Raw genomic sequence first — 24,455 nt, forward strand, 5'->3', positions numbered from 1 at the left:
ACCCCATCATGGCTTATACAAGCTGTGATGGGGTTCCTTTAAGTTTACGTGAGCGATACTTGTCCGAAAGCTGTCGAACAGTTTATCGTTACATTTGTTAATTGTTCTGTTAAAGAATTAGTCGTTAGCCTTACCAACTGATCCGAAGAGTTCCATCTTCTCCTTAACAGTAGCCTTGATAGCCTCGAAACCAGGAGCGAGAAGCTTTCTAGGATCAAATCCCTTGCCCTCAAGATCCTTACCAGCCTCGATGTACTTTCTTGTAGCATCTGCGAATGATAACTGGCACTCTGTGTTAACGTTGATCTTTGAAACGCCAAGTGAAATAGCCTTCTTGATCATGTCAGCTGGGATACCTGTACCACCGTGAAGAACTAATGGCATAACGCCTGTCTTCTGCTGGATAGCATCAAGTGTCTCAAAGCTAAGTCCCTTCCAGTTAGCTGGGTACTTACCATGGATGTTACCGATACCAGCAGCAAGCATATCAACGCCGAGATCAGCGATAGTCTTGCACTCCGCTGGATCAGCGCACTCGCCCATACCAATAACTCCGTCTTCCTCACCACCGATAGAACCAACCTCACACTCGATTGAGAGGCCAAGCTGATGAGCTACGTTAACGAGCTCTGTTGACTTAGCAAGGTTCTCCTCGAATGGATAGTGTGAACCATCGAACATGATTGAAGTAAATCCAGCCTTAACACACTTGTAGCATCCTTCGTATGTTCCGTGATCAAGGTGAAGAGCTACAGGAACTGTGATTCCAAGTGACTCATCCATAGCCTTAACCATTGCTGCAACTGTCTCAAATCCTGTCATATACTTTCCAGCGCCCTCTGAAACACCAAGGATAACAGGTGACTGAAGCTCCTGAGCTGTGAGGAGAACAGCCTTTGTCCACTCAAGGTTGTTGATGTTGAACTGTCCTACTGCGTAGTGACCAGCCTTAGCTTTCTTTAACATTTCTGTTGCTGAAACTAACATTTGTAAAATCCTCCGTAAAATTATATTTGGATACAACGTACCCACTTACGCTGATTATACCCCATATAATAAGAAAATAAAAGAATTTTTAGCCAAAAGTTCAACATATAGTTAGTTTGAACTTATCGATAGAAATGAAAAAAATAAAACATTTATAAAGAATAGCCCGCCTTAATTGCATTGAAAAAAATTAAATGCTATGATTTGCCAGTAATAATGACAAAACTATCAAAGTGTAATGCATATAGAACATAATACGTTATGTGTATGCACACAGACGTGGCGCAAAGCACCTTACTATGCTTTTGCACAATATAATCTTAAAAAGGGAGGACGTAATGCTTCAGCTTAAGAACATCGTGAAGGATTACCATACTGGTGATGAAGTTGTTCAGGCGCTCAAGGGTGTATCTGTGAACTTCAGAAGAAATGAGTTCGTGTCCATACTTGGTCAGTCGGGTTGTGGAAAGACAACGCTTCTGAACATAGTGGGCGGACTGGATCAGTACACCAGTGGAGATCTGGTTATCAATGGCAAGTCGACAAAGGATTTCAAGTCAAGAGACTGGGATTCATATAGAAACAATTCAGTCGGATTCGTATTCCAGAGCTACAATCTGATACCGCACCAGTCGGTATTGTCAAATGTAGAGCTTGCGCTCACTTTGTCAGGAGTATCAAAGGCAGAGAGAAGAAAGAGAGCGAAGGAGGTTCTGGAGAAGGTCGGTCTGGAAAATCAGATTCACAAGAAACCAAACCAGATGTCCGGTGGACAGATGCAGAGAGTTGCCATCGCCAGAGCACTCATAAACGATCCGGATATTCTGTTGGCGGATGAGCCAACGGGTGCACTTGACACAGAGACAAGTGTTCAGATCATGGAACTGCTCAAGGAGATAGCCAAGGACAAGCTGGTTATTATGGTCACGCACAACCCGGAGTTGGCACAGCAGTATTCAACAAGAATCGTAAAGCTCCTCGATGGAAATATAATAGATGACTCCAATCCATTCTCAGATGAGGATGAAGCAAAGGAGGATGACGGAAGTTATGAACCTAGAAAGACATCCATGAGTATGTTCACAGCGTTCTCGCTGAGTCTGAACAACCTCATGACCAAGAAAGGAAGGACATTCTTAACAGCATTTGCCGGAAGTATAGGAATCATAGGAATAGCGCTTATCTTGTCGCTTTCATCCGGATTTCAGAAGTATATCAACGATGTGCAGGAGGAGACGCTTGCCACGTATCCGGTGCAGATAACGAAGAAAGCGATGGATTACGATGAGCTGCTCTCAAAGATGGTAGGTAACAACGAGGAGGATTCAGATCACAATCACGCTGGCGAGGACAAGGTATATTCGGGAGATATCATGGGAGACATGCTCGTGTCCATGGTGTCAGATGTGAAGGAGAACGACCTTGAGTCATTTAAGAATTATATAGAAGACGATGCAAACGGTTTCACCAAGTATACAAGTGATATAACATACACATATGATACACCATTATATGTGTTTAACGAGAACAGTGCAAATGGCGGTGTTGCCCAGGTAAATCCAAGCACCACAATGACAGATATGGGATTTGGAGGTATGGCGGAGGCACAGGAGTCAACGGCAGATTTCATGTCGGCATTCAGCTACGGTTCATCGTCAATGGACATGTGGACACAGATGCTTGACAACGACACTCTGCTCAAGCAGCAGTACGATGTGCTGGCAGGACACTGGCCTGAGAATAAGAACGAGGTTGTACTTGTCGTCGACAAGAACAATGAGATAAGTGATTTTACACTGTATACTCTTGGACTTAGGGATTCAAAGGAACTGAGCGATATGGTTTCAACCATACTTGCTGGCGGAGAGGCACCGGAGCTTGAGCAGATGGTGTTTACATACGATGACCTTCTTAATCTCAAGTTTAAGGTTGTGCTTCCGGGCGATCTGTACAAGAAGAATGATGATGGAACATACACAGATATGAGTTCTGATGCTGATTTTCTGAAGTCTGCTGTGGCCGGGGGCCTTGAAGTAAAGGTGTCGGCAGTAATCAGGGCTTCGGATAAAGCGTATGCAACTACCATGCAGCCGGGATATATAGGTTACACATCGGAGCTTGCCAATTACATAGTTTCAGAGAACGAGAAGACAGATGTGCTTAAGGCTCAGATGGATAATCCTGATACTGACATGTTCACAGGAATGCCATTTTCAGATGGCAAGGAACTGACAGCGGATGATGTGGATATGGATTCTGTTATGCAGCAGCTTATGGCTTCAGGTCAGGTTACTGAGGACATGCAGGCACAGATGGCGTCCATGACCAAGGATCAGCTCTTCGATATGCTCAAGGGTTACGGTTTCTTCCAGGAGTCAACATCTACTTATGAGGATAACATGTCAAAGCTTGGATATGCAGAGCTTGCAAAGCCGGCTTCCATCAACCTCTACTGTGCAGAATTTGCGGATAAGGACGAGATAACAAAGCTTATAGACAAGTACAACGAGGATTATCCTGACAAGGAGATCACATACACTGATTACATCGGAATCATGCTGTCATCGGTGACCAAGATCATCAACGCGATAACTTATGTACTCATTGCATTTGTGGCAATTTCATTGATAGTTTCATCCATCATGATCGGAATAATCACATATATCTCAGTTCTTGAGAGAACAAAGGAGATTGGTATTCTGCGAAGCATAGGAGCTTCAAAGAAGGATATCTCAAGAGTGTTCAATGCGGAGACATTTATCATAGGTCTCTTCTCAGGACTCATAGGAATCGGCGTGACGGTGCTGATCAATATACCGATCAGTAAGGTGATAGAGAGTTATATCAACGTTGCCGGTGTATCGGCGCTTCCTTGGAAGGGTGGAGCGATGCTGGTAATCATCAGCGTTATACTGACATTGATCGGAGGACTTATCCCATCGAGAATTGCAGCTAAGAAGGATCCTGTTATAGCGCTCAGAAGTGAGTAATTATAAATTATCTGAATACAAAAAGAAAAGGCTGCCATCTCTGGCAGCCTCTTCTTTTTGTATTAAAAGGGAGTGACTGCAACTACATTATGTGAGGGGAGGGTGTTGCAGTCGTTTATGAAAAAGGGGATGTAAACAACTCGCTTACGCTCTCGCTGTTTACATTTAATAATATACCGAGAAAATGTGTTCTAATTTTGGAGAAGTTGTGTAGAAAATGTGTTTTTCGGGTAAAAATATGAAGATGCTGTAAGAAATTTAAAGGATATGAAAACAGCATAAGGCAGACATGGCTAGAAATTAGAAAGGTAAGTAAAGGTATGAGACAAAATGTGTATTGTCCTGTTTATTTTTGCTGATCATATAATGTATAATGATAGAAATGTATTTAGGAGGATAAACAGATGGCAGGAAGTCATATAGCAATACCAACCATTCTTAAGATCGGAAAGGGAACCCTGAATGATCTGGGCAAATATATAAGTGCTTCCGGGATGAAGAATGCTGTTATTTATTTTGGGAATGGGCTCATAGACATGTTTGGACAGCAGGTCATGGATTCTCTGAAGAAGGAAAATGTGACAGTTGTGGAGTACAGAGAGCTGGATTCCACCAATATAGAGGATATAATCAAGCTGGCATTTGATATAGATGCGAAGGCCCAGGTGATCGTGGGTATCGGCGGAGGAAAGGTTATTGATGTGGCAAAGTATGCGGCATATCTCAGAAAGCTTCCTTTTATAAGTATTCCGACATCGGCGTCATCGGACGGATTCTCAAGCGCCAGCGCATCACTTATGGTAAATGGACGCCGTACCTCGGTGCCTGCAAGGATGGCATACGGAATCATAGCGGATACGGAGATAATCAAGTCTGCACCGGAGAGATTCCTTTACTCAGGAATCGGCGACATGGTATCCAAGATCACATCTCTCTACGACTGGCTTTTCGAGTCAGACCTTGGATATTCAGAGATGAATGATTTCGCGGTTATGATCGCGAAGAAGGCGGTGAACAGCTTCGTCAGAACACCATTTGAGACGATCAAGGATGACCTCTTCCTGAAGGAGCTTCTCGATTCCCTTGCCATGAGCGGTGTTGCTAATGAGATTGCAGGCGGAAGCACACCGACATCCGGAAGCGAACACCTGATCTCACATGCACTTGACAAGATGCTTGAACAGCCACAGCTTCATGGAATCCAGGTGGGAATTGCCACATATATCATGGCGGTTGTCCAGGATCACAGATATGTCAGGGTAAATGCTATATTTGAGAAGACCGGTTTCTGGGATTATGTAGCTACACTTGATCTCAAGAGAGAAGATTTCGCAAAGGCGATAGACATGGCACCACAGATAAAGCCTCACAGACACACATACCTTCATGAGGAGAAGTACAGAGAACTTGCCAAGAAGGTTCTGTATGAGGACGAGGTTCTTAAGAGAGTATTCGACTAAGAAAAAAGGTGTGAAGAATGGTACTGCAAGGTGGAAAACAGTGTATCGTGTAAAACAATGAACAGTATGTGGATGCCAGCCGTGGGGGGCATTGTCAGGAGAGTATTATATGGAAGAAAACAATTTCGGCTATGGCTTTGAACATGATGACTATGGGAGCTTTGAGCAGGATATTGACCAGGACACAGCATATGTGATCAGACCTGAGCAGATGGGCGGTGGAGCTTCCCCGCAGCCACAGATAAAGAGGACGATCCCTATAGTTACGATTGCATTGATAGTGGCAAATGTCATAGCTGGCATCATGTGCATCGGTGTGGACAATTACTCCAGAACCGGTGGACTCAACTATCAGTACGTGAAGCTGAATGGCGAGTATGGACGACTTATATCGGCGATGTTCCTGCATTCTGGCTTTGATCATCTCTTTGGCAATATGTTTGCACTATATATGTTTGGCTCCACGGTGGAGAGAAAACTTGGCTCCCTGAGGACGACTATCATATACTTTGTATCAGGAATTGTTGCCGGGATCATATCCATGAATGTGTATCATATGACTGATCCTGACAGAATGCATTTCTCTATAGGAGCATCAGGGGCGGTGTTCGGAATCATATGTGCTGCTGTGTTCCTGACATTCATGGGCAACAGGAAAGCAAGCAGAAAAGATATGATGGTATCCATAGTTGTTGTGGTCATATATGCTCTGTATACAAATGAGAAGAATATAGATATCTATGCGCATGTGGGTGGTGCGATCGTGGGAGGAATCCTTGCATTTGCACTGAATATCAAGCGGTGGGAGAAGTTTAGGGAGAACAAATTCTGCAAGCTTTTGGCAGTCATACTCACATTGTCCATGTGCGTGACAGGTATCGGTGAGGCGGGGATCGGCAAAGATGCAGCCGATCTTCCGGATAAGAGGATAGATTATATAAAGGAATAGAAGATATTCCCGGATGGAGACACAACCTATGGGGATGGTCTGGATGCCTATTGCAGCGATGAACACTGGCAGGCATTTGTCGCGACGGACGGAAGTCAGATAGTGCAGTTTGAAGGGAATGCCACATATAAGGGGCAGCAGGTGACGGTCACAGTCCAGTTTCAGATAGAGGGTGACTGCGAGGGCTATCAGCCGGGATATGTCGGGCTGAATGATGTGGGACAGAACAGTGAGAGTGCCACGGAATTCATGTTGACAGTGTGTGGAAGATCGATAAATGAGCTGAAGTACGGAAGATAAATATCGTTGTGTGAACAAATGTGTCATGGTATACTAAATCTGTATATCCATATGCGGATAGAGAAGATATGTGTCTCAGAATATGGGCAGATATATCAGGAAAAGTATATGGTATAAGATCTATTATAATCAGGAAAGTACAGAGATAGAGAAAACATGGCACTCAAATACGTGATGATAAATGACATAATTGAAGAACATAATGCAAGAATGCAGAATCTGAGGAAATATTACCCGTTTTTTGTTCTGGCTGAGACCACATTTGCGCAGTATAAGGAAGGTCGTTATGCACAGCTGGACATGGGTTATATAACCATGGCGATTCTGCGTTTTTTTATTCAGGAGAACAGCTTCAATGAGCGTGAAGTGTCATACGATGAATATGAGGAATTCATGGGGCAGCTCCTTGACCGTGATTTCGATGTGGAGATTGCGGGAGATGACAGGGCTGACCTGATAATGTATATATTTGACAAGATCAAGAACGACGGAAGAGCATTTGAATTCACGTTCTATGATCCGGGAAAGAAGCAGCGCAAGACGGGACGAGTGAAGCTGATAGACAGCCATATAGTGGATGGCAAGGTTCTGTATTTCATCACTGCGGATGGAATCGAATTCTATCTGGACACCAAGGAGATCAAGGACGAGAGCAAGATCAACGTGCAGCAGCTTCTTCTGGAAAAGATGATCGTTGGAGAGAACTTCCGTGGCGGTATCGAGGTCGTGCGCAGGATCAATAGCGAGGTGAACAGGCTGATCCGCGAGAAGGATGAGATAGTAAATCTTCTGTCCATCGACGTGTTCAAGGGCGCGGAGGAGTACGAGAATTATATGAAGACCGTCGGCAAATGGTTCGCTGACGAGCAGAAGCTCTTTGCCAAGAACAAAGCTCTGGTGGACAAAGCGATCACTAAGGCGAGCTATGATAATATGGGCAAGGGCAACCTGAAAGCTATGGAGGAGATAAGCCAGCTTGAGCTTGAACTCAAGAGGACCATCATCAAGCACGGAAGTCTGATAAGCAGCACAATGGAGCTGCAGAACATATCAGACAATATCATACACAAGGCAAAGCTGCAGAAGCTTAGACCTGCATTTGACTTTGCAGGACAGCTTCAGAGTATCATAAAAGAGGACAGACCGGATAAGATACTCACCATACTTGCGCCTCTCTTCGCTCCGAGGATCGTGAAAACGTTCAGCATGACATCCATAGATCACATGCTCACGCTGAAGTCCGAGGACAATGCGAAGACCACAAAGGTGAAGAAGGAGCAGCTTGATCCGAGCTTCCGTTACGAAGATGAACTGCTCGATGAACAGATAAGTGCCAACTTCACAAAGCTGTTCCACGAGCTTCTTGACCAGCTGAACAAATGGGGACACCTGAGTCTCAAGGAATTCAATGGAATACTTGAAGTTAAGTTTGGAAAAGAAATCTATGACAACAAAGATTACTATTCCTTCCTCACACACCTGGCTCAGAAGGACAGGTACAGCGTGGATGAGATACTGGCAAAGCCGGACACTATGCTGGAGGGAATGTTGGTAGATCACATAGAGAGAATAAAGAAAGTTGACGAAAAAACGCTGGCGGCATCTGTATCTGGAGATCAGGCTGGTGGCAGCAGATCCGGTCTCTCCCGTGAGATGTATGCACCGGAACTCACACTGGATGCGTTCAGAGGCATGACATTTACACTGGAATTCCATCCAGACGAAGAGATACAGATTGGCGAGGACATGTACGTTACGGGAATTCAGTTTAACAAAACCAGCTGAGAGTGATTGTACGGAGAATAGGAGAAAAAGATGGAAAGTAAGAATCTGGACAAGGCGATAGAGATATATTCCAAGTTAATATCAGGTGAGGAGATCTGCAAGAAGCATCCCGACAACGGCCCGCTGTACGATGAATTCTACGGCAATGCCGAGGTGTACGACATCGTCATGAATATGATGAAGAAGATGAACCTGTCACTGTACGAGTACAATGACAGCTTGTATATAACAGCCGGAGAGGGCAACAGGGTATTTGGCTATACGAATGACGACATGAAGAAGCTTCTGGGACTTCGTCTGAACAAGGAGCTCTATCTGTGTTACTTCATTATGTATATGACACTTCTCTATTTTTACAAGGATTCATCCAGCTATCAGTTCAGAGAGTATGTGAAGTCAGAGAACATTATAGATGAGACAAGCAAATATCTTGCGGACATAACGAAGAAGCTTGATGTTCTGTCAACTGATGAGGTGGAGCAGGACAGCTTCAAGGCGATAGCGCTTCTGTGGGATGAGCTCCCGGCGGTGACGGGCAATCAGGAGGGCGACAGCGCCAGGGCGTCCAAGGCATCCCGGGCGGGTTATGTGAAGCTGGTGTTCAACTTCATGTTGGCCCAGCGGTTATTTGTGGAGAATGCGGACAGGTACTATCCGACAGACAGGATGAAGGCTTTGTCGGAGAACTATTTTGAGGAATACAGAGGACGGCTGTATCAGCTGCTTGGAGGTGAAGAAGAGGATGCCTAGTATCAACAGGATAAGGGTCAACAATGTAAAATATAACTTTGGTACACAGCAGTACGATGACTTCACCATGAGAATGTATGGCAAGAACACGCTGTACGATCTGGCAAATGGAGGAGGAAAGAGTATCCTTATGCTTCTGCTCCTTCAGAACCTGATACCGAACTGTACTCTGGATGAGAAGCAGCCTGTGGAGAAGCTTTTCCGTGCGGGCGGCGGCAACACAGTCATCCATTCGCTGATCGAGTGGAAGCTTGACGAGGCGGATATAAAGGATGGCTACAGATACATGACCACCGGATTCTGTGCCAGAAAGGCAAAGGATACGGCGGATGCCGGGGAGGTACAGAAGGACACTGCATCCATAGAGTATTTTAATTACTGCATTTTCTACAGGGAATATAACAAGAATGACATAGTGAACCTTCCTTTGTCGGAGGGGAATGAGAGGATCACATTCAACGGTTTAAAGACATATCTCAAGGATCTCGGACACAGGGATATGAGCCTGGAGGTCAGGGTATTTGACAAGAAGGGTGAGTACCAGAGATTTATAAGTGGCTATGGTCTCCACGAGAGCCACTGGGAAATCATACGCGGAATCAACAAGACAGAGGGGCACGTAAGAACGTATTTTGAGACAAATTACAGGACCACAAGGAAGGTCGTGGAGGATCTGCTTATAGAGGAGATCATAGAGAAGGCATTTGCCACAAAGACAGGACGAAACGGTGAGGAAGACACCATGGCAGAGACTCTTCTCGACATCAAGGACAAGCTGAACGTTCTGGCACAGAGAAAGCGTGACATAGCCAACTATGACCACCAGATAGAATTGATAAATGTGCTCGAGGGCAAGGTGAACTCATGCATAGGTCTCTACGAGGACAACGACAGGATATGTAAGGGCCTGGCCGATGTGTATGCCACAGGAAGGGCGTGTACACAGGAGGGCGACACCCATATGGAGGAGCTGGCGAAGGCAAAGGCTGACGCCGGGGAGCAGATGGAACAGCAGAACAAGCGTCTGGCAAATCTCAGGGTCACCAGGGATTATCTGCGCCTTGAGGACATGAACCGCAAGATGGATGACACTGCCACGCAGATAGAGGACAATGAGAAGAAGCTTGCGGAGCTGAAAAACCAGATCGGCTACAAGGAGAGTGTAAATGACTACCTTGTATACAGGGAGAACAAGCGACAGTACGAAGAGAGCAGACTGATAGTCGACAATATAAGAAACAACATCGGATCATCCAGTGAGAAGATGGCGGTGTATGCGTACAACAGACGCATCCGTGATGAGAAGAAGCTTGCAGAGCTCATGGCGGCAAGGGAAGAGGCCCAGACCAGCTATGATCACGCACTTGAGGAGGCGGAGTACTGTAGAAAGGTCATGAGGGAGGGCGAGATCGCCCAGGCGGTGGCGGAGAACAATATCGCTGATGCCACAGCCAAGATTGATGAGATAAGTGCCCGAATAAGTGAGATGGCTGCATCGGTCAACCTGCTCGTAGTGGGTGATGTGAAGGATATGATGAACAAGGCTCAGGAGGAGTCTGACAGGATACTTGCTGAGATGACAGAGTTGGAGATAGCCATAGCAGATGGCAGGACAAAGCTGTACGATGACAGATACAGACTGACGACTGTGCAGGCTGAGTATGATGCGCTGGAGAGAAGCTGCGAGGATGCAAGGCTTGACGCCGAGGCGTACAGGCAGTCGGGAAGCCAGCTCGACAGCATCATGGCAGTATACTCTGTGGAGAATCCACAGGATATAACAGGTGTTATAAATGACAGGATTAGGGGCACCATAACAGAGACGATCAAGCGCCAGCAGGAGATCGACAGACTGACAAAGCTTGCGAAATGCTATGAGGATGGCAGACCATTTCCGCCGTCGGAGGGTGCTGAGACTGTGATAAATTACATCTCCACCAGACATGGGCTCATGGCCATGCATGGTGCGGATTATCTGTCGGCACTCCCGGGTGATACAAAGGAGGAGCTGCTTCAGGCAAATCCATACCTGCCGTACAGTGTTGTGACAAAGGGATTTGATAGTCTGGAGGACGATATAAATCTCGGTTCGATAGACACCGGCAGCGAATGTGTAATGGTGTACGATATGGATAAGCTTTCAGACTCAGCGATAGTTCCCGCCGAGAACATGCTTATCATAGGAAGAGACAGGAAATATTTCATGTCTAAGGACTCCATAGAGGACGCCAGAAAGGCAAATGCTGATAAGATAGCAGGTCTCACGGAGGAGATCAGTCTGATAAATGAGAAGCTTGCGACTTATCAGGAGGATCTTGCATTTGTTACAAGGCTTGTGGATGCGAGATATACAGGTGCCGAGGACAGGGAGAGAGAGCTGAACCAGGCACTGCTCGATAAGAAGGATGAGCTTGAGGAGCTTAAGACATCGATCAAGGTTACGGAGACGGAGCTTAAGAATAACACCGAGAGATATGGAGACCTGCAGCAGAGTCAGCAGAAGGAATCTGACAGAAGACAGACATTTGTCATGATAGAGCAGCTGTCGGATCTTGCAAGACCGGAGGAGCAGAGACTTGCCGAGTATAAGCAGAGGAAGTCTGACCTTGTGGCAAAGCTGTCAGGACTTCAGAGCGATGTGCTGAAGTGGTCGACGACGGTTGGAGAGACTGAGTCAAAGCTTGCGGGGCTTACAAGGAATATAGAGGATATCCAGTACAAGTGGACGGAGTATTTCGAACCGTATCTGCCGAAGTCTGAGAATGCGGGAGTTGCTGAAAATACAGATGGTGCAGGCGTGGCTGCTGCGGCATGGCAGGACGGAATACCGGAGGAATACAAGGAGACTTTGGACATTTCAGATGAACGGCTTGAACAGGAATTTATGGCTATGCTGGCGGTTTCAAAGGAGCATGCGCCGGATCTTGAGGACAAGAAGAAGCTCATGGATGCGCTGAAGAAGTCAATGGACAGAATACAGAAGACCATAGAGAAGAGAGGCTTTGACATGGCGGTATTTGCCGGGGCAGGAGAGCTCTATCCGACGTCTGAGGACAATCTCAGGGAGATGGACGATGAGATGGCAAGGCTCACGTTGATAGAGGCGTCGCTGATGCAGCAGCAGAAGGCTGACCAGAAGGCGTATAGCAAGCTTGAGGGAAGCATAGAGTATGCGATAGAGAACATCAACCGCACATACGGCGATGGCAGCTATGTACGTGAGGAGATATCTGCAGCCGATGCAGATACAGCCATAGCCAATGGAGATGCGGTGCTTGCGGATATGAACCGCATATTCAAAGAAGCTGAGAAGGCGTACAGCGATTACTATAAGCAGTATGGTTTCATGGTGGATCTGTACAAGGATGTAAAGAGAATAGTCGATACAAATGACATAGATGTGTCCGGTGGAAATGTACTGGATGAAGACATGGATACCCTCAGACAGTTATTTGAGACAAGTCTCATGAAGTACGACAGGAGCATGAAAGCCCTTGACCGCGCGAAGAATGAAATCATGAGATTCAAGGGACAGACGGCGGATACACTAGTGGAGATGGGTGTATTCGAGATGGCCAATACGATCAGACAGGATGTGCAGGTTCCGGATACCTACAGTCAGACAAAGGAACTTCTGGCAAATCTTCTTCAGATTATTGAGTTCATCAAGCTGGAGAAGGAGCGCGTTGAGAAGGGTATCGAGGATATGGTTGCCATCAAGGAGAACTTCGAGAATCAGTGTGTACAGAGATGTATGGATGTGAAGACTGAGCTTGAGAAGCTTCCAAAGCTGTCACGTATCACGGTGGGCGATGATGTTATCAAGATGGTCGATCTCACCATACCTTACGTGAAGGATGAATTTGTAAAGCAGAGGATGTCTGATTATATAGATGACATAGTGAAGGGTGCGGATGCCTACGAGGATGAACGAAAGAGGATCAAGTACATCCGTGACTGTCTGGGCCTCAAGAAGCTGTTCGGTGTCATGGTTACAGATATGAATGCCATCAGACTCAATCTCTACAAGAGGGAGAGGATAAAGGAGCAGAGCCGGTATCTCAGGTATGAGGAAGCTGTTGGAAGTACAGGACAGTCCCAGGGTATCTACATTCAGTTTCTGGTTGCTGTCATCAACTACATTGCAGGAATGTACAGCCTGGCACCGGAGGAGTCGGTACAGTCTAAAACAATATTTATTGACAACCCGTTTGGTGCGGCGAAGGATATATACATATGGGAGCCTATATTTGCCATGCTGGCAGCTAATCATGTGCAGCTCATCGTACCTGCCCGTGGCGCGACACCGGCCATCACAGGACGCTTTGATGTGAACTATATCCTGGGACAGCAGATGGTGGGCGGAAAGCAGCAGACGGTAGTGGTGGACTACACCAGTAAGACGGATCAGGAAGAACTGGAATATCAGGAACTTTCCTATGAGCAGGCAACCTTCGACTTCATCTAGGGGGATTCAGGTTATGAGTTTCACAGTTTGCCTGAGTGATGTGACATTAAAAATGCGGGATATAGACGTAAGATGATAACATTTAAAATTCTATAAGGGAGAATGTATTATAATGACTTGGAACAGGAAACAGCTTAAAAAGGGAGCGTGGAACACGGTATTTAAACGTGGACTTATGGCTTGGATGGCTATGGTCGCTGTGTGTTTTATTTTCTCTTATCTTGGGGTAGATGATTCTTCCCAGACAAAATTCGTGAAGGGAATAGATCAGGTGCTTGGACAGGAGACCGAGCATGAGGCTGACAATGTGACCATACTCAAGGAGTATGTAAAGAATATGCCGATGATTGAGCATATGTCGGAGAAAAAAGCCGAGACAGTAGCCCGTGCGATAGACTCGGTGACGGCGAAGCAGACCTGGATCATCAAGCTTTTAGGCGCCAACACGGCATATGTGGAGAGAAATCCCGGCGAGGTCATAGTGATGCTCCTGATATCTGCTCTTATCATGGCTGTTGTCCATTTCTTTATACAGAGTGCGGCGATAGTGGGCAAATGCCGTTATGCCATGGAGTGCAGATACAGTGACAAGGTGTCCGTCAACCGGATGTTTGCACCTTTCCACAGACATTATTTACTCAGACTTATGTGGGTCATGTTCTGTTACAATGTTGTTATGACACTCTGGTGGCTCACGATAATCGGTGGTGTGTACAAGTATTATCAGTATAGGATGGTTCCATATCTCCTGGCGGAGAATCCAAGACTCAAGTGGAGAGATGCGAAGAACATGTCAAGGGAGATGACGAGAGGCTATAAGTGGAAAATGTTCCTGACGGATCTGTCGTGCATCCACGTGTGGATGATCAAGGCTATACCGGTTGCAGGACTTCTGGTAGCATTACCGTTTCAGATGGAGCTTGATGTGGAGATGTACTTCTGGTTCAGACAGAATATAGGTGTGGAAAATTTTGTCGAGGAAGCATTCAATGCTGCACCATATAACAAAAAGGCTATCGAGGCTGCTTATCAGTCGGCAGGAGACGCGGGAGTTGCTGAGGTATGGACTAAACCGGCCTATATTCTCCAGGATGTCGCGGTCGAGGTGCCTGAGGGAATGAAGGTGAAGAGTGAATACAGTCTCAGGGACTTCATTTTCTTCTTCTTTGTGTTCTGTTTTATAGGATGGCTGTGGGAGGTCGTACTCTATATAGTTATGGATCATGTTCTTGTAAACCGTGGAACCATGTATGGACCGTGGCTGCCTGTGTACGGAGTCGGCGGCGTTGCTATCATATTCCTGCTTGACCGCTTCAAGGCAGATAAGGCAAAGCTGTTTGCTATGGCGATGGTGGTATGTGGAATCATAGAATTCATAGCAAGCTGGGCACTGGATTTCTTCTTTAATTCACAGTATTGGGACTACAAGAACGAGTTTCTTAATGTAAATGGAAGAATATGTCTGGTGGGACTTCTTGCATTTGGTTTGGGCAGCCTGTTTGGAGTGTATATAGCGGCACCGAAGCTCAGTGAATTTCTGAATTCCAAGAGCAAAAAAGTGCAGAACATTATATGTATCACATTGTCGGTATTGTTTATCATAGATCTGATATGCTGCGCCATATTCGGATTTAACAAGGGCGAAGGAGTTGGCGGCACATATTAGGAACCAATATGACGAAGTCATATAAAAAGGAGGAATCAATATGACGGATATACAGAATGGTAAAATGATTGATCCGGGGAAACAGTCCTGGAATATAAAGGCAGGAGTATTCAGCTCCTGTATGCTGCATATCATTGCGATGGCATGCATGCTCAGTGATCACATGTGGGCAACGTTGTTTCCGTATGTGGATATACTTACGTGCATAGGAAGAATAGCATTTCCGATATTTGCCTTCATGATAGTTGAGGGATTTTATCACACCAGTAATTTCCGCAGATATCTGTGCAGAATGCTGATATTTGCGGTGATATCTGAAGTTCCGTTTGATCTTGTGTCCGGAGACAGTGTCCTGTATCTGTTTCATCAGAATGTACTTTGGACATTTCTCATAGGATTGCTGCTGATAGCATTGATAGACAAGGTGAGGAAAACGGGCAAGGTATGGCTGTGGATCCCGGTTGCGATTGTTGTGACTCTTGTGGGATATGTGATAGGAACGATCACCATGGTTGATTTCTATGGAGCGGGAGTTGTCATGGTTATAATGTTCTATCTGTTCCGGGGCAAGGAACCATGGAAATTGATAGCACAGCTCGTGTGTATGTATTATATCAATGCACAGCTGCTTAGTGGATATTGTTATACATTTAGTATAGCGGGACATAGCTTTGAATTCCCGCAGCAGGCGTTTGCGCTAATCGCATTGCCAGTGATATGGCTATACAATGGAAAATTGGGATACCATAAGAAGTGGTTTAAATACTTCTGTTATGCATTTTATCCGGGACACTTGCTTGTATTGTACATAATCTGGCAGATGGTGATGTAGACATGGTATGAGCAGAGAATCGGTGGGTTTTGCAGATATTTGAGAAAGGAAGAAATAGTATGAATGCGGCTCATAAGATAGTGGTTTTGGTTGGCAGTATATTCCTTGCTGTCGGCGTTTTCGTGGGAATTATATTTGCAATTGTGGCGGAGCCGGGAAAATTCCCCCTGGCTATGTTGAGCCTTCCGGGAGGTTTCTTACTGATCGGTGGGGGCATGGATATAGTGGTGGCGATATTGGTCCACAACAAGAAGATGATAGTAAAAAAAGGTGTGAAGTATCCTGCAAAGATATATGGATACACAGAGAATACTTCTGTTAAGGTGAACAATACATATATGATGGACACGATCGTGCATTACTTTGACAGCTACCATGTCGAGCGGGAGGCTATAATACCAACTGGATTCACAAGGGGTGCCGGCATGTACCCGATAGGTCTGACGATAGATATATTCGAGTACAACGGCAAATACGGCTATGATCCGGATTCAGTAAGGGATGAGAGGCTTCCAGGTGAAGAAGAGCTCATGGACGACAAGCCGGTGGCGCCGGATAAGCTGAGACTTGTGGCGGTCAGATGCCCGAATTGTGGTTCGAGTTTCCGTGCAGCGACTGGATATTCCAGCAAATGTCCTTATTGTGGAAATTACTTGAATGTGAATATGTAAGCCTGAAAAAGAGCGTGGGTGAGTCGAACCCACGCTCTAGCAAAAAGGAGATAATTTTATGCACAAACCTACGAAACAACAACAAAAAGATAAAAACAAGCCGTTATAGAAGATTCCACTAAAACTAAAATGCCGAGAATGAGTCAAAACTGCCCAACTCAATATGCAATTTTACCCGTGTTAAGCAAAAAATACACCTGACATATAACTATTAACCAGTGTGAATTGGTAAAAATATCTATAAAAAAATCAATAAATCACAAAATTTTGCTAATTAATCCAAAAATATTCTATTCTTTCAAATCCCGTATCAACTTATAATGAGTACAGTCAATGAGGCAAGACGAAAAAATAAAACACACAAAGCCAAAGGATGTGTTAAGTTTCAGAAAACTTAACATGCAGCATCAGCCCTTGCCGAAGGCAATTACAAATGGGCTGATGTTCAAAGAACAGGAGGGAATGTAATATGAGAAAAAGAAGAATTTTAGCTGTAGCAGCAGCTGCAACACTTGCTTTATCAATGGTAGGATGTGGATCAGGCGGAAGCTCAAGTGGCGGAAGCTCAAGCAGTGGAGTAGCCAACAAGGACAAGCCACTTTGCTGGTTCAACCGTCAGCCATCTAACAGTTCAACAGGAGAGCTTGACAAGGACGCTCTTAGCTACAACAAGGACACATATTATGTAGGATTTGATGCTAATCAGGGTGCTGAGCTCCAGGGCCAGATGGTTCTTGATTACATCAAGGCAAATGCAGCAACGATCGATCGTAACGGTGATGGAGTCATCGGATATGTACTTGCAATCGGTGATATCGGACACAATGATTCAATCGCACGTACAAGAGGTGTTCGTTCAGCACTTGGCACAGGCGTTGATGCAAGCGGAGCAGTTGATTCAACACCAGCCGGAACAAACGTAGATGGTAAGGCAACAGTAGTACAGGATGCTAAGCTTGATGTTGATGGCAAGACATATACGATCAGAGAGCTTGCATCACAGGAGATGAAGAACTCAGCAGGAGCTACATGGGATGCAGCTACAGCTGGTAATGCAATAGGAACATGGACAGCATCATTTGGTGATCAGATCGATGTAGTTGTTTCAAATAACGATGGTATGGGAATGTCAATGTTCAATGCCTGGGCAAAGGACAACAAGGTTCCTACATTTGGATACGATGCTAACAGCGATGCAGTTGCAGCAATTGCAGAGGGCTACGGCGGAACAATTTCACAGCATGCAGATGTTCAGGCTTACCTGACACTGAGAGTTCTCCGTAACGCACTTGATGGTGTAGATGTTGATACTGGTATCGGTACAGCAGACGAGGCTGGAAACCAGCTTGAGGAAGGTGTTGACTACAGATACAGCGCAGACGAGAGATCATACTACGCACTGAATGTGGCAGTAACAGCAGACAACTATCAGGATTTCACAGATTCAACAAAGGTTTATGACAAGGTTTCAAAGCAGCTTGACTCAAGCAAGAGCCCAAGCAAGAAGGTATGGCTTGATATCTACAACGCTTCAGATAACTTCCTGAGCTCAACATACCAGCCACTTCTTCAGAACTACGATGACCTTCTTAACCTGAATGTAGATTACATCGGTGGTGATGGACAGACAGAGTCTAACATCACAAACCGTCTTGGTAACCCAGGCGAGTACGATGCATTTGCAATCAACATGGTTAAGACAGACAATGCAGCATCATACACATCAATTCTCTCTAAGTAATATAAGTTACCTGGATGATTGATCAATAGGAAATGATTTAACTCAGAGGGGTGTCAGACTAAACATTTGATACCCTTCTTTTACTAAGAGCATGTATCAAGTTTTCTATGAAAACTTGATATGTAGCATCAGCCCTCGCCGAAGGCGACTATTAATGGGCTGATGTTCAATGAAAGGAAGTAGAGATATGGCAGAAGATAAGAATAAATACATCTTATCGATTCAAGGCATGAGCAAATCATTCGGCAGAAACAAGGTTCTTAACCATATTAATTTGAATGTTAAACCTGGTTCGATCATGGGACTTATGGGTGAGAATGGTGCCGGTAAATCGACAATGATGAAGTGTCTCTTCGGAACCTATCAGAAGGACGAAGGCACAATAATATTAGATGGAAAAGAAGTAAATTTCTCTGGCCCTAAGGATGCACTCGAGAATGGAGTTGCGATGGTTCATCAGGAATTAAATCAGTGTCTTGAGAGAAGCGTTGTTGACAACCTGTTCCTTGGACGTTATCCAAAGAACTCTCTTGGAGTCATCGATGAGGGCCGTATGAAGAAGGAAGCTTCAGACTTGTTCAGAAAGCTGGGTATAACGGTCAATCTTACACAGCCGATGAAGAGAATGTCAGTTTCCCAGAGACAGATGTGTGAGATCGCAAAGGCTATCTCGTACAATTCCAAGGTAATCGTACTTGATGAGCCTACATCATCATTGACAGCACCTGAGGTTGCAAAGCTTTTCAAGATGATGAGACAGCTCAAGGAGCAGGGAATTTCCCTGATCTACATCTCACATAAGATGGATGAGATATTCGAGATCTGTGATCAGATATCAGTTCTCCGAGACGGTAGTCTGGTCATGACAAAGGATAGCAAGGACACCAACATGAATGAGCTTATATCAGCCATGGTTGGTCGTTCACTTGATAACAGATTCCCACCGGTCGACAATACGCCGGGTGAGACGATCCTCTCAGTACAGGGACTCTCCACAAAGTATGCACCGAAGCTCCAGAACATCACATTTGATGTGAAGAAGGGTGAGATATTCGGTCTCTATGGTCTGGTTGGCGCAGGTCGTACAGAGCTCCTGGAAACTATATTTGGTATTCGTACAAGAGCAGCAGGAAATGTAATGTATGGTGGCAAGATCATGAACTTCACCGGTCCAAAGGATGCTATGGATCACGGATTTGCCCTCATCACTGAGGAGAGAAAGGCAAATGGTCTCTTCCTCAAGGCAGATATCACCTTCAATACCACCATTGCAAATATGAACCACTACAAGAGCGGCGTGGCACTGTCACATGACAGCATGGTTCGTGCCACAGCTGAGGAGATCAAGGTCATGCACACCAAGTGTATGGGACCTGACGATATGATCGCCAACCTGTCCGGTGGTAATCAGCAGAAGGTTATCTTCGGAAAATGGCTTGAGCGTTCACCAAATGTATTCATGATGGATGATCCTACAAGAGGTATCGATGTAGGAGCCAAGTATGAAATATATGAACTTATAATCAACATGGCAAAGCAGGGCAAGACTATCATAGTTGTCTCCTCTGAGATGCCGGAGATCCTGGGTATCACAAACCGTATAGGTGTTATGTCAAATGGACACCTTGCCGGAATTGTAAATACCAAGGAGACTAATCAGGAAGAATTGTTAAGACTTAGTGCTAAATATTTGTAATAGAGAGGAGCATGGATATGGCAGATAAAAATATGATCCTTTCGGCTGATGCAGAGGAAAAACTCCTCAAGCCGATTGATGAATATGTTGGAAAGATACAGGCTCAGATCGATGAACTTCGAGTTGATGGATCTGACAAGGTTCGTAGTTTGAAGAACCATATAGCTATCGCAAAAGAAGATAAGAATTTATCAAAGGAAGAAAAGGATAGCATAATCGCAAAGGATAAGGCAGCCCTGGAGAAGGCAAAGGCAGTTGAGGCAGCCAATAAGGATAAGGTTGCAAAGCTTATCGCTGACGCAGAGGGATACCTTAAGGAGCATTATGACAGCGAGTACTACAGCAAAGTAGTGGCAAGCTGCGAGACTGAGAAGGCAGCAGAAAATGAGTCCTATGAGAGAGTAAAGGCAACACTTAAGACAGAGCATGAGCAGACACTTGCAAAACTCTCTGATCCGGAGGAGATCAAGGACGAGAAATATGTATACAAGAACAAGCTCTTTGATGCACAGATGACACATGAGTCAAGACTTCAGGAGATTAAGGACAGAAAGCATGATGCATTTTCACACAAGTATCATCTGATAGATCTCCTTAGAATGTCCAAGTACACATTCATGCAGAGCAGAGCACAGAAATTTGAGAATTACAAGTACACATTCAACACAACACAGTTCCTTTACAAGAACGGTCTGTATATAGTAATCGTGTTGATATTCATTGCACTTTGTATCATCACTCCAATTGTGAAGAACACACAGCTCCTCACAGTTACCAATATACTGAACATACTTCAGCAGGCATCACCTAGAATGTTCCTGGCACTCGGCGTTGCGGGACTTATCCTCCTGACCGGTACCGATCTTTCGATTGGACGTATGGTTGGTATGGGTATGGTTACAGCTACCATTATCATGCACAATGGTGCAAATACAGGTGGTGTGTTTGGACACATATTTGATTTCTCAAGTATGCCGGTTGTAGGAAAAGCACTATTTGCACTTGTTGCATGTATTATCCTCACAACAGTATTTTCAAGTATTGCAGGTTTCTTCATGGCGAAGTACAAGATGCATCCGTTCATTTCAACAATGGCGAACATGCTGATCATCTTCGGACTTGTAACATATGCGACAAAGGGTGTTTCGTTTGGTGCTATTGATTCAGCAATACCAAATATGTTCATCCCAACAATAGGAAACTTCCCAACTATTATCATTTGGGCAGTAGTTGCAATCGTAGTAGTATGGTTCATCTGGAACAAGACTACATTTGGTAAGAATCTGTACGCTGTAGGTGGAAACCCAGAGGCAGCAGCAGTTTCAGGTATATCAGTTTTCAAGGTAACACTTGGCGCATTCATCCTTGCCGGTATCCTTTACGGATTCGGATCATGGCTTGAGTGTAACAGAATGGTTGGTTCAGGTAGTGCAGCTTATGGACAGGGCTGGGATATGGACGCCATAGCAGCCTGCGTTGTTGGTGGTGTTTCATTCACAGGTGGTATCGGTAAGATCTCCGGTGTTGTAACTGGTGTTCTTATCTTCACATCACTTACCTACTCACTTACCATTCTTGGTATTGATACAAACCTTCAGTTCATATTCGAAGGTATCATCATCCTTGCCGCTGTAACTCTTGACTGTCTCAAGTATGTACAGAAGAAGTAAGGAACAACAAATTTAACTCTCACAAAACCTTTATATAAAAAGCCGCTCGGATCGTCTACAGGATGGATTGAGCGGTTTTTTCATAAGGAGGGGCCCCGCATAAGCGGGAGGATTCCTTGTGAAGTGCACGAAGTGCACGCATGACGCAAGGCATGTGATTGGCGGACGCCTTCTGTGCGGCTGTGCTAACGGAAGCTGTATCTGCCCGGCTGATGATGTCTGCATTTATATACTGTGGCATCACGTTCCCCTTCCCTCACTTCAGCTTGCTTTTATCTGCACACTGCTTTGACCGCGATAAGGGCAATGCGGTCTCCGCAGTGGCAAAAAGCGCTGAAGCTCAGTCGTGTTCACTATCGATGTCGCAGTATATAAATGCAGCCATGCATGCAGCCGGGCAGATACAGCTGTTCGTGGTGGAAGGAGAAGAAATCATCAGTCGCGTCTAGCTATCGATTAGGTGGTATGCATAAAAGTGGCAGGCGCATGCAAGGAAGGCTGGGCTGTGGAGATATTTATATATTGTAAAATCTTGGGCGAGTGTTCCGCTTCCTTCGCTCTATTTTCCTGCAAGGGTTATATGTGGGGGGGAGTTACAATTTTATCCTACAGCAGCTATTTTGTTGGAGATAGGGAAAATATTCCAGATTACGGGAGGGCAAGATGCTCAGCCGGAAACAAGCTGGATCCTCAGCTGGAAACAGGCAAGGTTTCGAGTCACGGACAGGTGAGAAAAATTTCTTGACGGTATAGATGAAGAAATAATAATAAAAGTACAGATATTCTCTGCGGTATTTGATATAATTACACTGCTGGAAAAGACCGGTGAACCGGGTGGCATTTGATATATAGAAAGGATTTCTGTTAGATGGATAAATACAAGGTTATCCTTGTCGATGACGAGGAAGAGGTTATAGATGTTATAGAGAGAAAGATCCACTGGGATATGCTTGGGTTTGATGTTGTGGGAAGTGCCAACAATGGTGTGAAGGCTCTTGAACTGGTGGAGAAGCAGCAGCCGGATGTGGTCATAACGGACATCAAGATGCCGTATATGGACGGTCTTGAGCTATCTAGACGGCTCAACAATGATTATCAGAATATACACATCATCATATTCACAGGATTTGATGAGTTTGAGTATGCCAAGGAGGCGGTGCACCTTGAGATAGAGGAGTACATGCTCAAGCCTATAAATGCCTTAGAACTCTCGGACTGTCTGAAGAGGGTCAAGAACTCTCTGGACAAGGAGAGGGAGGAAAAACTGAATGTAGAAAAGCTTGCAAATTATTTCAATGCATCTCTGCCTGTTCTTCAGACAAATCTGTTTGTATCCCTGATAGAGGGCAGAGTGAGCGAGTCGGATTATGAGAAATTTCTTGTAGCATACCAGATTGATATGAAGGGACCGCTTTATTGCTGCGCGGTTTTTCATACATCGGAGCATCACGTTCCAGATGGAATGAATCCGCTTCTGTTGTCAATGTCGGTGGAACAGCAGATCAAGGACAGAATTGCTGATACATGGAAATGCAAGGTATTTACATATCTGGGCAACTCAGTGCTCATCATCGAAATAGCCTCAGAGGATGCCATGGCAGAGCTGACGGATGCCTGCGACAGATTCTGCAGATGGGCTTACCGAGTCATGGGTGCCGTGGTGACTGCCGGTATTGGCAGAGTGTGTGACAGTCTCCTGAATATCAATAATTCATATGAGGGTGCCAGGGAAGCGGTATCATACAGGGTCTTATACGGAACCCAGAGGGCTATAAATATTGCTGAGATCGCACCGAAGGAGCAGAAGGCCGCAGTACAGTATGAAGATGCAAATATGCATGAACTTATCAAGTCAATATATCTTGGCAAAAGAGATGCCATTGAGGGAGCAGTACATGATGAGATAGAGAAGCTGCACAGATCTGCACAGACCATGAACAGGTACAAGCTGACGCTCATGGAGATGGTAGGAACGTTCTACAGATTCTGCGCAAATAATTTTATAGATTTTGATAATTTTTCAGGTGGGATCAGCAACCCATACGAGAAGGTTCCTGAGATGGATGAAGTTACCCTCACAGCATGGCTCATAGACACATCGATGGCGATCGGCGAGGAATTGAAAAATGCCAGAAATAACACGTCCAGAAGAATGGTAACGGATGCCCAGAATATGGTAGTTGACAGGTATATGGAGCCTGATCTGTCGCTGGATACGGTGTGCTCAGAGCTTGGTGTGTCCAATTCGTATTTTTCATCAGTGTTCAAGAAGGAGACAGGCAAGTCATTTATCTCGTATCTGACGGATTACAGGATGGATCACGCAGCCAATCTCATACTTGAGACAAATGAGAAGAGCTATAAGATAGCAGAGCAGGTTGGATATCAGGATGCAAATTACTTTAGCTATGTGTTCAAGAAGAGATTTGGAATGTCGCCATCAAAGTACAGAACTGAACATGTGGGGAATAAGTAGAGCAGAGAAAGTAT

The 24,455-nt window shown here is 45.1% G+C and carries 16 protein-coding genes; 15 read left to right on the forward strand and 1 reads right to left on the reverse strand.

The window, feature by feature from the left end; all coding sequences use genetic code 11:
- Positions 1 to 117: 117 nt before the first annotated feature.
- On the reverse strand, positions 118 to 987 hold the full coding sequence (gene fba, locus ABUA31_RS07510; RefSeq protein ID WP_022058049.1) for a class II fructose-1,6-bisphosphate aldolase: 870 nt from the start codon (positions 985 to 987) through the stop codon (positions 118 to 120).
- Positions 988 to 1,325: 338 nt separating this feature from the next.
- Here fba and ABUA31_RS07515 point away from each other — a divergent pair, with 338 nt between their 5' ends.
- The 15 genes from ABUA31_RS07515 (at position 1,326) to ABUA31_RS07585 (ending at position 24,441) form a co-directional block, all read left to right on the forward strand.
- Positions 1,326 to 3,977, forward strand: coding sequence for an ABC transporter ATP-binding protein/permease (locus ABUA31_RS07515; RefSeq protein ID WP_055280366.1), 2,652 nt, complete (start codon positions 1,326 to 1,328; stop codon positions 3,975 to 3,977).
- Between the two features lie 404 nt (positions 3,978 to 4,381).
- Positions 4,382 to 5,437 carry an iron-containing alcohol dehydrogenase family protein gene (locus ABUA31_RS07520; protein ID WP_055272005.1) on the forward strand — a complete coding sequence of 352 codons (1,056 nt, stop codon included), beginning with the start codon at positions 4,382 to 4,384 and terminating at the stop codon, positions 5,435 to 5,437.
- Between the two features lie 109 nt (positions 5,438 to 5,546).
- Positions 5,547 to 6,386 (forward strand): rhomboid family intramembrane serine protease, encoded by an 840-nt coding sequence (locus tag ABUA31_RS07525; protein WP_349819060.1) that lies wholly within the window; start codon positions 5,547 to 5,549, stop codon positions 6,384 to 6,386.
- A gap of 102 nt (positions 6,387 to 6,488) precedes the next feature.
- Positions 6,489 to 6,686, forward strand: a complete 198-nt coding sequence (locus ABUA31_RS07530; protein WP_349819061.1) for a hypothetical protein — start codon at positions 6,489 to 6,491, stop codon at positions 6,684 to 6,686.
- Positions 6,687 to 6,842: 156 nt separating this feature from the next.
- Positions 6,843 to 8,471, forward strand: a complete 1,629-nt coding sequence (locus ABUA31_RS07535) for a hypothetical protein (protein ID WP_173795557.1) — start codon at positions 6,843 to 6,845, stop codon at positions 8,469 to 8,471.
- 30 nt (positions 8,472 to 8,501) lie between these two features.
- The gene (locus tag ABUA31_RS07540) at positions 8,502 to 9,221 is read left to right on the forward strand and encodes a DUF6063 family protein (protein ID WP_117549891.1); all 720 of its coding nucleotides are present in this window, start codon (positions 8,502 to 8,504) and stop codon (positions 9,219 to 9,221) included.
- Positions 9,163 to 13,689: a coiled-coil domain-containing protein gene (locus tag ABUA31_RS07545; RefSeq protein WP_349819062.1), complete on the forward strand. Its 4,527-nt coding sequence runs from the start codon at positions 9,163 to 9,165 to the stop codon at positions 13,687 to 13,689. The genes ABUA31_RS07540 and ABUA31_RS07545 overlap by 59 nt, the downstream gene beginning before the upstream one ends.
- Before the next feature lie 112 nt (positions 13,690 to 13,801).
- Positions 13,802 to 15,355, forward strand: coding sequence for a DUF975 family protein (locus ABUA31_RS07550; RefSeq protein ID WP_015534398.1), 1,554 nt, complete (start codon positions 13,802 to 13,804; stop codon positions 15,353 to 15,355).
- Positions 15,356 to 15,395: 40 nt separating this feature from the next.
- Positions 15,396 to 16,187 (forward strand): TraX family protein, encoded by a 792-nt coding sequence (locus ABUA31_RS07555; RefSeq protein ID WP_015534397.1) that lies wholly within the window; start codon positions 15,396 to 15,398, stop codon positions 16,185 to 16,187.
- Positions 16,188 to 16,246: 59 nt separating this feature from the next.
- Positions 16,247 to 16,858, forward strand: a complete 612-nt coding sequence (locus tag ABUA31_RS07560) for a TFIIB-type zinc ribbon-containing protein (protein ID WP_022217413.1) — start codon at positions 16,247 to 16,249, stop codon at positions 16,856 to 16,858.
- A gap of 469 nt (positions 16,859 to 17,327) precedes the next feature.
- Positions 17,328 to 18,599 carry a substrate-binding domain-containing protein gene (locus ABUA31_RS07565; RefSeq protein WP_022217414.1) on the forward strand — a complete coding sequence of 424 codons (1,272 nt, stop codon included), beginning with the start codon at positions 17,328 to 17,330 and terminating at the stop codon, positions 18,597 to 18,599.
- 187 nt (positions 18,600 to 18,786) lie between these two features.
- Positions 18,787 to 20,295 (forward strand): sugar ABC transporter ATP-binding protein, encoded by a 1,509-nt coding sequence (locus ABUA31_RS07570; protein ID WP_015534393.1) that lies wholly within the window; start codon positions 18,787 to 18,789, stop codon positions 20,293 to 20,295.
- Positions 20,296 to 20,312: 17 nt separating this feature from the next.
- Positions 20,313 to 21,965, forward strand: coding sequence for a galactose/methyl galactoside ABC transporter permease MglC (locus tag ABUA31_RS07575; protein WP_022217415.1), 1,653 nt, complete (start codon positions 20,313 to 20,315; stop codon positions 21,963 to 21,965).
- A 505-nt stretch (positions 21,966 to 22,470) separates the two neighbouring features.
- Positions 22,471 to 22,710: a hypothetical protein gene (locus ABUA31_RS07580; protein WP_349819064.1), complete on the forward strand. Its 240-nt coding sequence runs from the start codon at positions 22,471 to 22,473 to the stop codon at positions 22,708 to 22,710.
- A gap of 123 nt (positions 22,711 to 22,833) precedes the next feature.
- Positions 22,834 to 24,441, forward strand: coding sequence for a response regulator (locus ABUA31_RS07585; RefSeq protein ID WP_349819065.1), 1,608 nt, complete (start codon positions 22,834 to 22,836; stop codon positions 24,439 to 24,441).
- The last annotated feature ends 14 nt before the right edge of the window (positions 24,442 to 24,455 follow it).

The sequence above is a fragment of the Coprococcus sp. RTP31081st1_H1_RTP31081_211007 genome, from assembly GCF_040227275.1.
Classification (GTDB): domain Bacteria; phylum Bacillota; class Clostridia; order Lachnospirales; family Lachnospiraceae; genus Coprococcus; species Coprococcus aceti.

Bases quoted from the DNA above. Each gene is read 5' to 3' on its own strand.
- ABUA31_RS07555 (WP_015534397.1), top strand. From the start codon at position 15,396: ATGACGGATATACAGAATGGTAAAATGATTGATCCGGGGAAACAGTCC.
- ABUA31_RS07535 (WP_173795557.1), top strand. From the start codon at position 6,843: ATGGCACTCAAATACGTGATGATAAATGACATAATTGAAGAACATAAT.
- ABUA31_RS07520 (WP_055272005.1), top strand. From the start codon at position 4,382: ATGGCAGGAAGTCATATAGCAATACCAACCATTCTTAAGATCGGAAAG.
- ABUA31_RS07550 (WP_015534398.1), top strand. From the start codon at position 13,802: ATGACTTGGAACAGGAAACAGCTTAAAAAGGGAGCGTGGAACACGGTA.
- ABUA31_RS07540 (WP_117549891.1), top strand. From the start codon at position 8,502: ATGGAAAGTAAGAATCTGGACAAGGCGATAGAGATATATTCCAAGTTA.
- fba (WP_022058049.1), bottom strand. From the start codon at position 987: ATGTTAGTTTCAGCAACAGAAATGTTAAAGAAAGCTAAGGCTGGTCAC.
- ABUA31_RS07525 (WP_349819060.1), top strand. From the start codon at position 5,547: ATGGAAGAAAACAATTTCGGCTATGGCTTTGAACATGATGACTATGGG.
- ABUA31_RS07565 (WP_022217414.1), top strand. From the start codon at position 17,328: ATGAGAAAAAGAAGAATTTTAGCTGTAGCAGCAGCTGCAACACTTGCT.
- ABUA31_RS07560 (WP_022217413.1), top strand. From the start codon at position 16,247: ATGAATGCGGCTCATAAGATAGTGGTTTTGGTTGGCAGTATATTCCTT.
- ABUA31_RS07515 (WP_055280366.1), top strand. From the start codon at position 1,326: ATGCTTCAGCTTAAGAACATCGTGAAGGATTACCATACTGGTGATGAA.
- ABUA31_RS07570 (WP_015534393.1), top strand. From the start codon at position 18,787: ATGGCAGAAGATAAGAATAAATACATCTTATCGATTCAAGGCATGAGC.
- ABUA31_RS07585 (WP_349819065.1), top strand. From the start codon at position 22,834: ATGGATAAATACAAGGTTATCCTTGTCGATGACGAGGAAGAGGTTATA.
- ABUA31_RS07575 (WP_022217415.1), top strand. From the start codon at position 20,313: ATGGCAGATAAAAATATGATCCTTTCGGCTGATGCAGAGGAAAAACTC.